Genomic DNA, 14,716 nt, shown 5'->3' on the forward strand with positions numbered 1-14,716 from the left:
CGGCAGGGGCGCGGCCTGGAACGGGGCTCCGACGACCGGGCGCGGTGTCGGGGCGACGGGAGCCAGCGCCGCAGCGAGCACCTCGCGGGCCAGGCCGTCGTTCCGTCGATGGCAGGGGGCGTTGGTCCTCGGCCGGGCGAAGGCGCCGATCGGGAGCTCGGAGGTCCAGGGGCCGACGGCCCACAGGTTCTCGTGCGCGTGGCCGTCCGGGCCGATCACGCGGTAGCGCTCGTCGACGTCGAGCGTGCCGGGGGCCGCGGAGGATTCCCGACCGATCGCCTCCCGCTCGCCGGCGGCGCCGACGACGAGGTCCCGCAGCAGAGGGTTCGTGGACTCGGCGAGCGAGGGCTCGGGCAGGAAGGCGTCGATCAGGGCAGGGGCGGTGACCACTGCTCCGGCGCTCCCGCGCGCCACGAAGACGCCTGCGGACTCGTCGGTCGTCACCCGGAGACGCGGGCCGAGGAAGCCGACCACTCCGGCGCGCTCGAGGGCGAGCAGCTGCTCGAGGCGGTGCGGCGGCGGCCCGGAGTCGACGAAGCTGAACAGCGAGTGCCACCAGCGCGGGTAGTCGCCCCGTGAGCTCTCGCCCAGTCGGGAGGAAGGCAGCTGGTCCACGAGCACGCCGTGCAGGCGCAGCAGCAGCTGGAACAGGGCCCGGGCGGCGGTGGTGTCGCCGCGGGTGCGCTCGCGCAGATCGAGTTCGATGTGCCGCACCACGGCATCTCGCGTGACCTGCGGATGCGCGTCACCGCGGAGCCAGCCGAGCGGGTCATCGAGCCAGGCCAGGGGGTTCTGGTCCCCGCCGAGGACGACGCGCTCCTCGTCGGTCGCGATGTCGTCCCCGTCGCCCGTGGCGCCGTCCCCGTCGGCCGCGGGCGCCCCGGGCACCCAGTGGGCGATCTCGGCGGCGATCAGTGGCACCACGTCCCGCCGGAAGTCCAGCTGCCCCGCGGAGTCCTCCAGGGCCCGGAGGTTCTCGGCGGTGACGTGCACGAGCTCGCCGAGGCCCGCGGGCTCGCCCTCGTCGCGGATCTTCGAGTGGTACGGCACGCCGCGGCGGGATCCCACCCACAGGCGAGGCTCGCGCCCCGAGGGCCGGTAGCTCAGGCGCCCGGGCTCGTCGGGCCGCGGATCGGGGGTGAACCTGCCGCCGCGCCCCTCGGTGAGCAGAGCCATGAGGTCGATGAACCCCAGACCCATGCCACGCACGATCGTGTCCTGCCCAGGGGCGAGCTGGTCGAGGTGGGCGTCGCCCGCCTGGGAGGGCGGCAGATAGGCGCCGCCGTGACGGCGGGCGAAGGCGGCGAGCTCATGGCGCGCGGCCGACGGACGTGAGTCGGTGTGCCCGGCGGCGAGCACGAGGAGGTCCGAGTGCAGGCCCTCCCGCCCCTCGAGCTCCACGCTCCATCCGTCCTCGCGGCGGCGCACAGCGGTCGCGGTGGTGCGGTGCACGGTGACCGTGACCGTCTCGGGCAGGTGCGCGAGCACCTGGCCGAAGAACCATTCGAGGTAGAGGGCCTGCACGCGGCGACTGGGGAAGCTGGCGTCGTGGAGCGCCGCGATCTCGGCGAGGCGGCCGGTTCCGGCGGTCGGGGCGGTGAGGGAGCCCTCGCGGATCCCCTCGGCCCACTGGGCGAGTGAGGGGCCCGCCACGATCGGCCCGTCGCACTGGACGGTGTCGTCGGTGAAGATCGAGACGTCCGCCGCCCGCGAGTTCATCAGCAGCAGCGGGCTCTCGCCGGTGCGCCAGATGCGCCCGGCGCCGGGCATGTGCGGATCCACGATGTCCACGTGCAGCGGCGCCTCCGCCGTGCGTGCAGCGTTCTCGGGCAGGGCGGCGTTCGCGCTGAGGCGTTCGAGGACGCCGATCGCGCGGGGGCCTCCGCCCACGATCACCAGGCGGGTGCCGGTGGTGCTGATCCGGGAAGTCATCCGGCAGATCCCTTCGGAGTGGTTCTGTGTCTCACTGTGACGACCCATAGTGGACGCCTTGCACAATCATTAGGCTCGCTTATACCGTCGGGAGGCGCAAGCCCCGTCCACCCCGAGTTCACGCCCCGTCACGGAAGGCTCCCCATGACTCCCTCCGCCGTCTCCTCCGAGACCGCTCGCCACGCGTCCACGGCCACCGCCGTCGCTCGCGTCCCGGCGATGGGAGCCGAATCGATGTCGTGCCGGCCCGCCGCGGACGACTCCCTCGCCACCGTCGAGACGCCCCCCGCGACCGACGATCGATCCCGGGATCGAGACGCGGAGCAGGCCGCCGACCCGGCGCTCGATCCGTCGGCCGATCGCTCCGCGGGCTCGCCCGCCGCCGCATCCACGCAGACGGCGCACGAGGACCTCCTGCGGCTGCGCGTCGTGCCCGCCCGGCATCCGGGCCGTGCGGTGCTCGCCGTGGTGGTCGGCCTCGTGATCGCCGCGGTCGCGTACTCGTTCCTCACGAACCCGCGCTGGGAGTGGGGCGTGGTGGCCCAATGGTTCGTCGCCGAGTCCGTCATCCGCGGCCTGCTGGAGACCCTCAAGCTCACCGTCCTGGCGGGCGTGGTCGGCTTCGGCCTGGGCTTGGCGCTCGCCCTGATGAGACTGTCCCCGTCTGCCCTGATATCCGGTGTGGCCTGGACGTTCTCGTGGATCTTCCGGTCCACGCCGCTGCTGGTGCAGCTGCTGCTCTGGTACAATCTCGGCTACCTCTACGAGCGCATCACCCTCGGCATCCCGCTGACCGACGTCACCTTCTTCGACGCCCGCACCAGCGATCTGATGACCCCGCTGCTCGCGGCGATCCTGGGCCTCGGCCTGCACCAGGCCGCCTATGCGGCCGAGCTGATCCGCGGCGGCATCCTCTCGGTGGACCAGGGCCAGCTCGAGGCGGCCAGCGCCCTCGGCATCCCGGCCCGCGACCGCTCCCTGCGGATCATCCTGCCCCAGGCCATGAGGGCGATCCTGCCCACCGCGTTCAACGAGATCATCGGCCTGGTCAAGGGCACCTCGATCGTCTACGTGCTCGCCCATGCGGAGCTGTTCTTCACCATCCAGCTGATCTACGGCCGCACCCAGCAGGTGCTGCCGATGCTGCTGGTCGCGACGGTCTGGTACGTCGTGATCACGTCTCTGCTGTCGATCGGCCAGTACTACATCGAGCGCCACTACGCCCGGGGCGCCGTGCGCTCCCTGCCGCCCACCCCGCTGCAGAGCCTGCGCGCCCGCCTCGCCCGCCGCTCGACCTCGAAGGGAGCGCTGGCATGAGCGTTCTGAGCCGTTTCCGTCGACCCGCGGTCATCACCACCGAGGGCCCTGGCCCCGAACCGGCCGCCACCGCCGAAGGAGCTCCCGTCTCCGCGACGTCGTCCGCCGAGCCTGCGGGCCGCCCCGCCCCCGCGCCTTCCGGCCGCATCCCGGCCCGCTCGCGCGGTGGCCAGGTCGAGATCCGCGGAGTGCACAAGTCCTTCGGGGACCTCGAGGTGCTGCGCGGCATCGACCTCACCCTCCCGCCCGGCTCGGTGACGGCCGTGCTGGGTCCGTCGGGCTCGGGCAAGTCCACCCTGCTGCGCACGATCAATCATCTCGAGCCCGTGAACCACGGCCTGATCAGCGTGGACGGCGAGGTGATCGGGTACCGCCGCGAGGGGGACCTGCTGCACGAGCTGTCCGAGCGGGAGGTGCTGCGCCAGCGCACCTCGATCGGGATGGTGTTCCAGAGCTTCAACCTCTTCGCGCACATGACCGCGCTGGGCAACGTCGCCGAGGCTCCCCGTCGGGCCCTCGGGGCGACCCGTGCACAGGCCGAGACCCGTGCCCGGGAACTGCTCGAGCTGGTGGGCCTCTCGGAGAAGGTCGATGCCTACCCGCGTCAGCTCTCCGGCGGCCAGCAGCAGCGGGTCGCGATCGCGCGGGCCCTCGCGCTGGACCCGAAGGTGCTGCTGTTCGACGAACCCACCAGCGCCCTGGATCCCGAGCTGGTCGAGGAGGTGCTCGCCGTGATCCGCTCGCTCGCCCGCGCCGGCACCACGCTCGTGATCGTCACCCACGAGATCGGCTTCGCCCGCGACGTCGCCGACACGGTCGTGTTCATGGACCGCGGGGTCGTCATCGAGCAGGGGCCTCCCGCCGAGGTCATCGATCATCCCGCCCAGGAGCGCACCCGCGCCTTCCTGCAGCGGGTGCGCACCGGCACGGAGGACCCGTCGGCCGCTGCTCCTCCCGAGAATGCGCCCGCGGCCCCTCCCGAGCCCGAGACCGGCCCCCGCTCCGGCACCGCTCCTGAGCCCGAGGCCACGCGCGCCCCGAGCACCCTCGCGGCCTCGCCGTCGCCGACGGACCCGCCCGTCATCGGCGCGTCGCCGGCCACCAGCACCCATCCGCTTCCGCGCCATCACCACGAGGACCACTCATGACCGCCCTCCCCCACGTCTCCCGTCGCACGCTCGCGACCTCGGGCCTGCTGCTGCCGCTCGGACTGCTCGCAGCCTGCGCCGATCCCTCCCCCGCGGCGACCGGCGCTGCGGGCGCAGAGGAGTCCGCAGCGTCCGACGGCGGCGGCGCCGACGGCGACACCTTGGACACCTCCGGCGCCCAGGAGCTGATCCGCGCCACCGCGGACGACGAGGTCGCCGCGCTGCTGCCGCCCGAGATCGCCGACTCCGGCGTGCTGCGAGTGGGGATCAACGGCACCAGCTCCGCTCCGCTGTCCTTCCTCGCCGACGACAACACGACCTACATCGGCTCCGAGATCGACATCGCACGGATCGTGGCGGACAAGCTCGGCCTCGAGTTCGAGCTGAAGCTGACCACCTGGGAGAACTGGCCGCTGAAGCTCGAGGGCGGCGACTTCGACGCAGTGCACGCGAACATCGGCATCAACGCCGAGCGCCTGAAGAAGTTCGACTTCGCCTCCTATCGCGCGGCGTACATGTCGTTCCTGGTCACGAAGGGCGCCGACTTCTTCCTCGAGGATGCCGACTCGATCAGCGGCCGCCTCATCGCCGTCGGCGCCGCCACCAACCAGGAACAGATCCTCATCGACTGGAACGCGGAGCTCGAGGCCGCCGGCAAGGAGCCTGCGGAGCTCAAGCACTACTCCTCCGATGCCGACACCCTGCTCGCCCTCGGCTCCGGCCGCATCGACGGCTACCTCTCCCCCTTCGCCTCGCTGTCCTTCGTCGCCGCCCGCCGCGACGACGTCGAGCTGCAGGGCAGGATCAACGCCGGCTGGCCCGACGAGACGCTGGTCGCGGGCACGTTCCCCGCCGGCAGCGGGCTCGCGGAGCCGTACGCGGCCGCGCTGAACGCCCTCATGGCCGACGGCACCTACGCACAGGTGCTCGATCGCTGGCACCTCAGCGAAGAGTCCCTCACCGAATCCCGCGCCCACACCCAGGAGAACCCGTGAGCACCACGACCACCACGGCCACGACAGGCCCGACAAGCACCGCCGGCACCGCCGGCACCACTGGCACTGGCACCACCGGGCGCACCGGACCCACAGGGTCCGCAGGGTCCGCTTCGACGCAGGCCGACACCGCAGGAGCCCAGGACGGCCCTGTCCGGACGCTGCCCGTCCTCGCCGTCGACCTCGTCGCCGATCCGGCCCTGCTGGCACCCCTCGCCGAGCTCGCCCGCGGCCTCGAGGACTCCGGTATCGGCGCGCTGACCCTCAGCGACGGCGGGCTGCACCCGATCCACGCCGCCTCCTACCTCGCCCCGATCACCCGTTCCGTCGCACTGCTGCCGCGCACCGACGCCGTCTACGTCGAGCCCTTCCACCTGGCCACCCAGCTGATGAGCCTGGACCACATCAGCCACGGCCGCGCCGGCTGGCTGCTGACCGCCGAGACGGACCCGGCGGTGCCCGCGACCGTCGGCCGTTCCACCCTCGGCTTCGAGGCGACCGCTCGCGAAGCGGCGGACGTGCTCGAGGCCTCCCGCCTGGTGTGGGACTCCTGGGCCGAGGACGCGGTCGTGCGGGACACCGAGCGCGGCGTGTACGTCGACGCCTCCCGCCTGCAGTACGCGGACTTCGAGGGCGAGACGTTCTCGGTGCGTGGCCCCGCGATCACGCCGCGGTCCCCGCAGGGACTGATCCCGGTGCTCGTGGCCGACACGGACCGGGGCGCCGTCGGCGAGCGTGTGGCCACCGAGCTGGCCGACGGCCGCGTGCTCGACCTGGACCTGTCCACCGGTGCCCGGCCCGAGACCGTGCTCGACCTGGTCGAGACGGCCCTGGCCGCGACCGACGGCCCCGTGGTGCGCCTGGTGCGCCTGGTCGGGCTCGACCTGGAGGCCGACCCGCTGGGCACGGTCGCCGAGCTCAGCGCCGCTCTGCGCGAGCGCGGCCTGATCGCTCCCGTCCCGCAGAACGGCGCGAGCCTCCGCGATCAGCTGGGACTGCCCCTGCCCACGTTCACCCTCGATCCCTCCCGCCGCGGGGATCGCGCCCGCCTCTCGAGCAAGGACCACGCATGACCACCGTTCAGCTCCCCACCTTCGCCGATGCTCCACTGTCCGCAGAGGCCCAGGCCCTCGTGACCGGGCCGGCCGAGCATCCGCTGCACCCGGACCACACACCCACCGGGCAGCTCTCGTTCGGCGTCTTCTTCCAGGGCGTGAACTCCTCGACCATCTGGCGCCTGCCGGAGAGCGGCGACCAGGTGGCCTGGGAGTCCTTCGAGTCGCTCGCCCGCACCGCCGAGCGCGGCAGGTTCGCGGCGTTCTTCCTCGGCGAGGGCCTGCGGCTGCGCGAGCACCGCGGCGTGCCCTTCGAGCTGGACGTGGCCGGCCGGCCCGATGCGCAGACGCTGCTCGCGGCGCTCGCCGCCGTGACCGACACGATCGGTCTGGTCGCCACCCAGAACACCACCTACAACGACCCCGTCGACCTGGCCCGTCGCTTCCAGACGCTCGACCTCCTCTCCGGCGGCCGCGCCGGCTGGAACGTCGTGACCACGGACAACGCCTGGACCGGGGAGAACTTCCGCCGCGGCGGCTATCTCGACCATGCCGACCGGTACGTCCACGCCGAGGCCTTCGTGCGCATCGCCCAGCAGCTGTGGCGCGGCGAGCAGATCGACCACGACGGCGCCCACTACTCGGTGCGCGCCCAGGGCGACCTGCCGCGCTCACCCCAGGGCGAGCCGGTGCTCTTCCAGGCGGGGGCCTCCCCCGCCGGCCAGGACTTCGCCGCCCGTACGGCCGACGTCGTCTTCTCCCCGCACGGCACGCTCGAGGCGGCCGTCGAGTTCCGGCGCAGCATCGTGGAGCGCACGGTCGCTGCGGGCCGCGACGCGGCCGACGTGAAGATCCTGCCGGGCGCCGAGGTGGTGCTCGCCGCCACCGAGAAGGAGGCCGACGAGAAGGTGCGCTGGGTGCGCGACCTGCAGATCGGGCCCGAGCAGGCGATCGCCCTGCTCGAGCAGTACTGGGGCCGGGACCTCTCCGACTTCGACCCCGACGGTCCCCTGCCGGACGTGCCGCCGGAGGTGTCCGAATCCGGTGTGACCCGCGGCGCAGGCTTCCAGTTCGCCAAGGCCGAGGAGCTCACCCGTGCCTGGCGGGAGGAGGCCGCCGAGAAGGGACAGTCGATCCTCGAGTTCGCCCGGGGCAAGGCCGGGTCCCGGCGCGGCACCTTCACCGGCAGCTATGACGCGGTCGCCGATCGTCTCGTGGAGTTCGCACGACTGGGTGCGATCGACGGTTTGAACATCACTCCGTGGCTGATCCCCTCGGGCCTGGACGACATCGTGGACCACCTCATCCCGCGCCTGCAGGAGCGAGGCGTCTACCCGTCCGAGTACGCCGGGTCGACGCTGCGGGAGAACCTGGGGCTGCCGCCTCTCTGAGCCGCGGCCGCCCCATGAGGGGCCGTGCTGGTCCGTCGGCACCTACGCGGGTGAGCCGTCCTCCGCGTCCGTGTGACTCGTCGCGCTCCGCCCCATAAGCACAGCTTGCCAGGCGCGACTACCATGGTCGGCATGGATCCTCGTCGTCTCCTCATCTTCCGCACCGTCGTGCGCAACGGCTCGATCGGTGCCGGCGCGCGCGAGCTGGGCTGGACCCAGCCCGCTGTCTCCCAGCACCTCGCGGCCCTGGAGAAGGAGGTCGGCACGCAGCTGCTGCTGCGCTCGTCGTCCGGGATCACGCCCACCGAGGCCGGAGGCCGGCTGGCCGCGCACGCCGAGGCGATCGCCGCGCAGCTGCACGCCGCCGAGGAGGAGCTCGCCGACATCACCGCGCTGCGCCGCGGCACCGTGAAGTTCGGGACCTTCCCGTCGGCCGCCGCGGTGCTGCTGCCGCCGGTGCTGGCGACCCTCTCGAACTCCGCCCCTGATCTCGAAGTCACCTTCTCCGAGCTCGAGCCACCGGACGCGATCCCTGCGGTGCGCGAGGGCGACCTCGATCTGGCGCTCGTGTTCCGCTACCCCTGCAGCGACATCGACGACGAGGGCACTCTGGAGTGGACCCCGCTCATGGAGGACCGCGTCCTGGCGCTGCTGCCGCGTGATCATCCCCGCGCCGAGGACCCGGACCTCACCCTCGGAGACCTCGCGGAGGACTCCTGGGTCGCGGGCTGCGAACGCTGCCGGGCGAACCTGCTCAGCAGTGCGCGCCGTGCCGGCTTCGTCCCGAAGATCCGCCACTCGACCGACGACACGATCGTGGTGCAGCGCCTGATCATGCATGGCGGCGGTGTGGCGCTCATGCCCGAGACCTCGCTCGAGGCCGCCCCGAACGCGGACGTCGTGGTGCGCACCCTGCCCGACCTCGACAACCGCATGATCGGGCTGATCAACCGTCGTGGCGCGCTCGCGATCCCTGCGGTCAGCGCCCTGCGTGATGCGATCGCGGCCGAGACGAACGCTCGGCTGTCCACCGCGGCGATGATCTGAGCCGGTCCGCGCACTCGGCGCACGCAGCCCTCGGGGGCGCGCTCCTCTGAGCACCCACCCAGTGAGCACGCCTACCCTGGAATCATGACCAGCCCCGATGCCCCCGGCCCTGCCGCCGTGACGCGCCGCCGCGCCCCGCTGAAGGCCTGGCTGCGGCCTGCACTGCTGCTCGTGGGCGGGCTGCTCCTGACCGGCCTGCTGGTGCTCGCCGACCAGTACATCGCAGCGATCGCCGTCGTGCTGTTCAGCCTGTTCATGGCGTACTGGACGAGCCCGCTCCGCGCCGGACCGCACACCCCGCTCGCGAGCGCCCTCGAACGCCGCGCCGACGACATGGCCATCGTGCTGTGGGCGCCGGGGAACCCCCTCTCGGCGCGCCTGCAGACGGCGATCCGCAGCCCGCGGGAGGACGTGATCTGGGTGAACGTCTACCAGGATCCCGCGGCGCAGCAGTTCCTCGCGGGTCACGGCGGGGACGAGGCGATCCCCCTGGTCATCGTCGGGGACGAGGTCACGCCGGCCGCGAGCGTCGTGCAGCTGCTGGACATGCAGGCCGCAGGTGCTCAGCGCGCGGCGGGCACCGAGCAGCCAGAGGACTGATCACGCCGCCGCGATGCGCTTCGCCGACTCCGGCGCCGCACTCGGCTCAGGCGCCGGGCAGGTCACCGATCGAGACGCTCCACTCCCGGGCGCTGCGGTCGACGATGATGCGCTCTCGCTGGAACGGGTCGCCGTCGAGCGCGGCCAGGGCCGCCTCCTCGGAGTCGGCCCGTACGATCAGCAGAGCGCCCGGGGCGCCGCTGAGCGGACCGGCGAGCAGCAGAGTGCCCTCGGCGTGCAGCTCCCGCAGGTGCTCACGGTGCTCGGGGCGCACCGACTGCACCCGCTCGGCATCGTCGGTGTAGGTGTACTGGACGGCGAAGAGGGCCATGATCGCTCCTGGGGTCGGGGCAGCGGACGAGCGGACGACGAGCGCCGGCCGCGCGGGTACAGGACCATCGTGCCCCACGGCCGAGTCCGTCCGACGGACCGTTCCACGGCGGCACAGGACCCGCCGGCTGGCTACTCTGATCAGCATGTCGCAGCAGAACGCCCCACAATCGGTGCCCCAGCCCGTTCCCCAGCGGCCCCTGCTCCCGCAGACCTCCGCAGAGCTGCGGCCGGAGCACCTCCCGACCTCCGTCGGCGACGACGGACGGATCGCGTGGGCCCTGGGCCTGCTCGGCTTCCTCTCGTTCCCCGGTCTCGCGATCCTCGCGACCTCGATCGCGATGCTCATCACCGGCCTGGTCCAGCGGAGGCGGAACCCGGTGGCCCGGTCCGTCGGCACCCGTGCCGCGCTCTTCGGCGCGGTCTCGCTGCTCGTGACGGTCCTGTTCTTCGGGTTCGGGTTCGGCGTCCTCATTCCGCTCGGCGAGGCGGGCATCATCGGCGACGACACGATCTGGCCCGCCTTCATCCTGGTCCCGCTGGGGCTGTGGGTCGTGGTCGCCGGGCCGATCACGGCGATCGTCATGGGCATCATCGCGCTCGCGAAGCCGTTCTCGCCGGAGAAGCTCCAGGCGCTCTACGCGAAGGCGGGCCGCTGAGGCGGAAGGGTTCCCCTCATCGGCCTCGGATCGGCAGCCAGTCCAGGACGTCCTGGATGCTCTGATCCCAGAACTCCCAGGCGTGGTCGCCGAGGCGCAGCCGCGAGGTGAGGTCGACGCTGTGCTGCTCCGCGGCGTCGATGAAGCGTCGGTTGTCCGCGGCCAGGAAGTCCTCCGTGCCGCAATCCAGGAAGAGCGCAGGCACGCTCGAGGGGTCGACGGCGCCCAGCAGGCCCACGAGGTCGTCCGCCGTCCCGGTGCGGGGGCGACCGTTCCAGACCCGCTCGAACAGGTGACCCGAGCTGTCGCCGAGGTCCAGGCGGGGCAGATCGAGCGCACCGGACAGGCTCGCAGCCGCCGCGAAGCGGTCGGGGTGGTTCAGCGCAAGCTTGAACGCCCCGAAGCCGCCCATCGACAGCCCTGCCACGAAGGTGTCCTCGCGCGCGGTGGAGACATGAAAGGTGCGCGCGACGAGCTCGGGGAGCTCCTCGGAGACGTAGGTCCAGTACTTCTCCCCCACCGCCTCATCGCAGTAGAAGGACCGCCGCACCTCCGGCATCACCACGGCGATGCCCTTCTCTGTCGCATAGCGCTCGATCGACGTGCGGCGCTCCCAGATCGTGCAGTCGTCGCTGAGGCCGTGGAGCAGGTAGAGCACCGGGACCCCGTCGGCCGTGGTTCCCGGCCCGTTCGTCGCATCGGCCCCCTCCATGCCGATCCCGGAGGCGGCCTGGGGCATCAGCACCACCATCGAGGTGCCCATCCCGAGGGACTCGGCGAAGAAGTCGGTGCGCAGGCGGATCATGTCTCTCCTCGATGAGCGGGCAGGCGTCGGCCCCAGCATCCCACCTCTCCCGGTGCTCGCTCAGCCCTTGATCGGGATGTCGGTGAAGCGGAAGGGGACGGTGCCCAGCTCGTAGGGCTGCTCGATGTCGAGCGTCTCCGCGCCGGGCAGGTCCCGGTACAGCGCGACGAAGCGCAGGGTGTCGCCGACGGCGGCGCCGTCCTGACCGGACGGGTCCGAGGCGTTCCGCCACTCGTAGTTGTCCGGCATCATCGACTCGCCCAGCAGGTAGTCCAGCGGATAGGTGGCCGTCGCCCCGACCAGCAGACGCGGCGCGAAGCCGGCGAGCTTGGCCGAGTGGCCCGTCGAGCTGCCCCGATAGCTCCACACCCCGCCGGAGTCGAGGTTCACGTCGGAGTTGTAGCCGCCGCTCCCCTCCCCGCCGATGCGCTCGGCGAGCACGGTCACCTCGAGCAGGCCGTCGACCCGGCGCGCGGACGGGGAGGAGAAGCGGTACTCGTGCTGCGAGTCCGTCGACCGCTCGAAGCCCTCGGGGCCGTCGGCCTCCACGCCCTGCCTGAGCGGGCCGGGGTCGAAGTCCGGGGTCCGCCCGTCGGTCTCGACCTCGATCTGGGAGGTCTTCTTCGCGGTGAGCGTGAGGGTGACCCGGCGGTTGAGCTGCTTGTTCGCGTCGGAGTCGTTGGGCACCAGCGGCTCGGACTCGCCGCGCCCGTCCGGTCGCAGCTCGTACACGGAGGTGTCGAGGCGGGCGCCCAGCGCCTCGACCACAGCCTGGGCCCGCTGCTCGGAGAGGGTCTGGTTCTCGGCGTCGCCGCCGACGTCATCGGTGTGGCCGACGACGTCGACGACGCCGCCCTCGTAGGCGCCGATGCTCTCCGCGGCGGCGTCGAGCACCTTCTCCGCGCGGTCGTCGATCTCGTAGGAGCTGGAGTCGAAGAGCACGTCCCCGTCCAGCCGGATCTCGAGCTTCTCGGTCGACTCGATGGTCTGCACCCCGCCCTCGAGCCGCTTCGCATAGCCCTCGAGGGCGATGACCGGCGCCTCGTCGATCTCCGAGATCAGCTCCTCGAGCGGCACGTCCCGCTCGGGGTCGCCGCCCAGCTCCGGCACCTCCCCCTCGACCACCGGGATCGCCTCGAGATACCAGCCCGGGAGCAGCAGCCCGATCGTGTCGACGCCGGCCTCCGGGGCCGCGTAGACGAACTGCAGGCGCAGCCCGTCCTCGGTGATCTCCTCGGGATCGGCCGAGGAGCGGGCCGCGAGCTTCCCGTCATCCGTGGTCGCGGCCAGGCGGATCGCCGCGCCGCCGGCGTCGACCAGGCGGATCGCGCCCCAGTCCTCAGCGGTCGCGGAGGAGCGGTAGAGGCTCACGTCGCCCGCGAAGCGTCGCGTCGCCACGCCCGTCTCCCCCTCGGGCACGGAGGTGGCGGCCACGTCGACGGTCAGCACGCAGTGCTCGCCGGCGCGGACCACCGGGTGGAGGGCCAGCTCGACCTGCCCGTGGCCGGTGACCAGCGACCGGGTCTCGACGACCTCCTCCGGGTCGACGGCGGGCGCGGCCGGCGACTCGTCCCCGCCCTGGTCGGAGGCACCTCCCGCTCCGGCGCCGTCCTCCGCGGGCTCCCCGTCCGCCGCATCGGTGCACGCGGCGAGCACGGGCAGCAGCGCCGCCGCTCCGCCGAGCACGAAGGCATGCCGTCTGGTCCATCTCGTCATGGTTCTTCCTCCTGAGCTTGGGCCGCCCACCCCCGGACGGCTCTGCCCTCCGAGTCTCGCATGCAGGAGCAGGCGGCAGGCGGCGACGTCCGGAGCACGAGCCGGAGCGGCCCTCGGCGCCTACGATGACGTCATGACCGACAACGCCGCGTCGGCGAGCACGCCGGCCCCCGCCCCCGCCTGGATCCGCGACGCGATCTGCTGGCAGGTGTACCCGCTGGGCTTCTGCGGCGCGCCGCGGCACCGCGAGGACCTGACCGGCGAGGGCTACGGCGGAGCCGAGGGGGAGAACGTGGTCCACCGCCTCCCCCGGCTGGTCGGCTGGCTCGACCATCTCGTCTCCCTGGGTGCGAACGTGCTGCTGCTGAACCCGATCTTCGACTCGGTCTCCCACGGCTACGACACCCTCGAGCACCGTCGGATCGATCCGCGGCTCGGCGACGAGTCGGACTTCGACGCGCTCGTCGCGGCCTGCCGCGAGCGCGGGATCCGGGTGGTCCTCGACGGCGTCTTCAACCACATCTCCCATCTCCACCCCACCGCGCGGCGCGCCGTCGCCGCCGGTCCCGGCACCGAGGAGGGCGACCGGATCCGTTGGTCGGGGACCAGCCCCTACGGCTTCGAGGGCAACGACGACCTGGTCGAGGTGGATCTCGCCGATCCCGTCGTCCAGGACCGGGTCGTGGAGATCATGGGCCGCTGGCTCGAGCGCGGGGCCGACGGGTGGCGGCTGGACGCGATGTACGCCGCGGGGGCCGAGGCCTGGGCGCCGATCCTCGAGCGGGTGCGCGCCGCGCACCCCGAGGCGTGGATCCTCGGCGAGGTCATCCACGGCGAGTACCCGGCGTTCGCCGCCGCCTCCCGCGCGAACTCGATCACCCAGTACGAGCTGTGGAAGGCGATCTGGTCCTCGCTGCGCGACGGGAACCTCTTCGAGCTCGCCCACGCCCTCGGCCGCCACCAGGATTTCCTCGAACAGTTCCGGACCGCAGGAGCGGGCGCACTCCCCCTGACCTTCGTGGGCAACCACGACACCACCCGCATCGCCTCCCAGCTGGCCGACGGCCGCGACCTCGCCGCCGCGATCGGCCTGCTCGCGCTGCTGCCCGGCATCCCCGCGCTGTACGCCGGGGATGAGTTCGGTGCCGCGGCGCTCAAGGAGGAGCGTGCGGGCGGGGACGATGCGATCCGGCCCTGGTTCCCCGACAGCCCTGACGACGTGGCCGCCGCTGCTTCTGCAGGCCAGAGCGCTCCGGGCGGCCCGCATCCTCTCGAGCTGCTGAAGCCCGAGGCCTCGGGCCGCATCCTCGAGGTGCACCAGCGGCTGTTCTCGCTGCGCCGGCGCGAGCGGTGGCTCGCGACCGCCTCAGTGCGGGTGGACGAGGACTCGCTCGAGAACACCTGGGCGCAGATCGTGCTCACCCCGCGGGCGGGCGGCGGTGGGGCCGACGGGGCCGAGGGCGCCGACGGGGGCGACGACGCAGCGCCCGTGCCGCTCACCCTGGTCCTGAACCTCGGGGACGAGGCTCGCCCGGCGCCGGGCGAGGTGCTCGAGGCGGTCAGCGGCGCGGACATGCTCGACGGCGTCGGCCTCTCCGAGTCGGGCCTGGTGCCCGCGCACGGCATCGCCGTGCTGCGGTGAGCGGCAGAGTCGACCACTGACCCCGTCGCAGGTGTTCCCGCGAGAGCGCCCACGCGGTGCCGTGCTCGCGGACCCGGCC

13 protein-coding genes are annotated in these 14,716 nt (G+C 72.6%); 9 read left to right on the forward strand and 4 right to left on the reverse strand.

Annotation, left to right across the window (positions count from 1 at the left end):
* The coding region (locus CIK81_RS16135; RefSeq protein WP_114355891.1) for an FAD/NAD(P)-binding protein at positions 1–1,932 on the reverse strand (1,932 nt) is incomplete at its 3' end.
* Between the two features lie 144 nt (positions 1,933–2,076).
* Here CIK81_RS16135 and CIK81_RS16140 point away from each other — a divergent pair.
* The 7 genes from CIK81_RS16140 to CIK81_RS16170 all read left to right on the forward strand — a co-directional run bounded on the left by CIK81_RS16140 (position 2,077) and on the right by CIK81_RS16170 (position 9,485).
* Positions 2,077–3,249 (forward strand): amino acid ABC transporter permease, encoded by a 1,173-nt coding sequence (locus tag CIK81_RS16140; RefSeq protein WP_114355892.1) that lies wholly within the window; start codon positions 2,077–2,079, stop codon positions 3,247–3,249.
* Positions 3,246–4,397, forward strand: coding sequence for an amino acid ABC transporter ATP-binding protein (locus CIK81_RS16145; protein ID WP_114355893.1), 1,152 nt, complete (start codon positions 3,246–3,248; stop codon positions 4,395–4,397). The genes CIK81_RS16140 and CIK81_RS16145 overlap by 4 nt, the downstream gene beginning before the upstream one ends.
* Positions 4,394–5,392: a transporter substrate-binding domain-containing protein gene (locus CIK81_RS16150; protein ID WP_114306867.1), complete on the forward strand. Its 999-nt coding sequence runs from the start codon at positions 4,394–4,396 to the stop codon at positions 5,390–5,392. Before CIK81_RS16145 ends, CIK81_RS16150 begins: the two co-directional genes overlap by 4 nt.
* Positions 5,389–6,465 (forward strand): LLM class flavin-dependent oxidoreductase, encoded by a 1,077-nt coding sequence (locus CIK81_RS16155; protein WP_241964227.1) that lies wholly within the window; start codon positions 5,389–5,391, stop codon positions 6,463–6,465. The genes CIK81_RS16150 and CIK81_RS16155 overlap by 4 nt, the downstream gene beginning before the upstream one ends.
* Complete coding sequence (locus tag CIK81_RS16160) at positions 6,462–7,838, forward strand: LLM class flavin-dependent oxidoreductase (protein ID WP_114328050.1); 1,377 nt, start codon at positions 6,462–6,464, stop codon at positions 7,836–7,838. Before CIK81_RS16155 ends, CIK81_RS16160 begins: the two co-directional genes overlap by 4 nt.
* Positions 7,839–7,970: 132 nt before the next feature.
* Complete coding sequence (locus tag CIK81_RS16165; RefSeq protein WP_096163750.1) at positions 7,971–8,885, forward strand: LysR family transcriptional regulator; 915 nt, start codon at positions 7,971–7,973, stop codon at positions 8,883–8,885.
* Between the two features lie 84 nt (positions 8,886–8,969).
* Complete coding sequence (locus tag CIK81_RS16170; RefSeq protein WP_241964228.1) at positions 8,970–9,485, forward strand: hypothetical protein; 516 nt, start codon at positions 8,970–8,972, stop codon at positions 9,483–9,485.
* Between the two features lie 46 nt (positions 9,486–9,531).
* Here the strand turns inward: CIK81_RS16170 and CIK81_RS16175 are convergent, their stop codons facing one another.
* Positions 9,532–9,816: a YciI family protein gene (locus CIK81_RS16175; protein ID WP_096163637.1), complete on the reverse strand. Its 285-nt coding sequence runs from the start codon at positions 9,814–9,816 to the stop codon at positions 9,532–9,534.
* 145 nt (positions 9,817–9,961) lie between these two features.
* Between CIK81_RS16175 and CIK81_RS16180 the strand changes: the two genes are divergently transcribed.
* Positions 9,962–10,474 (forward strand): hypothetical protein, encoded by a 513-nt coding sequence (locus CIK81_RS16180; protein WP_114355894.1) that lies wholly within the window; start codon positions 9,962–9,964, stop codon positions 10,472–10,474.
* 16 nt (positions 10,475–10,490) lie between these two features.
* Here CIK81_RS16180 and CIK81_RS16185 read toward each other — a convergent pair whose 3' ends face one another.
* Together CIK81_RS16185 and CIK81_RS16190 are read right to left on the reverse strand one after the other, a co-directional pair.
* The gene (locus tag CIK81_RS16185; RefSeq protein WP_114328048.1) at positions 10,491–11,279 is read right to left on the reverse strand and encodes an alpha/beta hydrolase family protein; all 789 of its coding nucleotides are present in this window, start codon (positions 11,277–11,279) and stop codon (positions 10,491–10,493) included.
* A 60-nt stretch (positions 11,280–11,339) separates the two neighbouring features.
* Positions 11,340–12,995 carry an OmpA family protein gene (locus tag CIK81_RS16190; RefSeq protein ID WP_114328046.1) on the reverse strand — a complete coding sequence of 552 codons (1,656 nt, stop codon included), beginning with the start codon at positions 12,993–12,995 and terminating at the stop codon, positions 11,340–11,342.
* 133 nt (positions 12,996–13,128) lie between these two features.
* Between CIK81_RS16190 and CIK81_RS16195 the strand changes: the two genes are divergently transcribed.
* The gene (locus CIK81_RS16195) at positions 13,129–14,637 is read left to right on the forward strand and encodes an alpha-amylase family glycosyl hydrolase (RefSeq protein ID WP_114328044.1); all 1,509 of its coding nucleotides are present in this window, start codon (positions 13,129–13,131) and stop codon (positions 14,635–14,637) included.
* The last annotated feature ends 79 nt before the right edge of the window (positions 14,638–14,716 follow it).

Origin of the sequence: Brachybacterium sp. JB7, from assembly GCF_003335205.1 — a bacterium.
GTDB classification, from domain to species: domain Bacteria; phylum Actinomycetota; class Actinomycetes; order Actinomycetales; family Dermabacteraceae; genus Brachybacterium; species Brachybacterium alimentarium.

Bases quoted from the DNA above. Each gene is read 5' to 3' on its own strand.
- CIK81_RS16140 (WP_114355892.1), top strand. From the start codon at position 2,077: ATGACTCCCTCCGCCGTCTCCTCCGAGACCGCTCGCCACGCGTCCACG.
- CIK81_RS16145 (WP_114355893.1), top strand. From the start codon at position 3,246: ATGAGCGTTCTGAGCCGTTTCCGTCGACCCGCGGTCATCACCACCGAG.
- CIK81_RS16150 (WP_114306867.1), top strand. From the start codon at position 4,394: ATGACCGCCCTCCCCCACGTCTCCCGTCGCACGCTCGCGACCTCGGGC.
- CIK81_RS16160 (WP_114328050.1), top strand. From the start codon at position 6,462: ATGACCACCGTTCAGCTCCCCACCTTCGCCGATGCTCCACTGTCCGCA.
- CIK81_RS16165 (WP_096163750.1), top strand. From the start codon at position 7,971: ATGGATCCTCGTCGTCTCCTCATCTTCCGCACCGTCGTGCGCAACGGC.
- CIK81_RS16170 (WP_241964228.1), top strand. From the start codon at position 8,970: ATGACCAGCCCCGATGCCCCCGGCCCTGCCGCCGTGACGCGCCGCCGC.
- CIK81_RS16175 (WP_096163637.1), bottom strand. From the start codon at position 9,816: ATGGCCCTCTTCGCCGTCCAGTACACCTACACCGACGATGCCGAGCGG.
- CIK81_RS16180 (WP_114355894.1), top strand. From the start codon at position 9,962: ATGTCGCAGCAGAACGCCCCACAATCGGTGCCCCAGCCCGTTCCCCAG.
- CIK81_RS16185 (WP_114328048.1), bottom strand. From the start codon at position 11,279: ATGATCCGCCTGCGCACCGACTTCTTCGCCGAGTCCCTCGGGATGGGC.
- CIK81_RS16190 (WP_114328046.1), bottom strand. From the start codon at position 12,995: ATGACGAGATGGACCAGACGGCATGCCTTCGTGCTCGGCGGAGCGGCG.
- CIK81_RS16195 (WP_114328044.1), top strand. From the start codon at position 13,129: ATGACCGACAACGCCGCGTCGGCGAGCACGCCGGCCCCCGCCCCCGCC.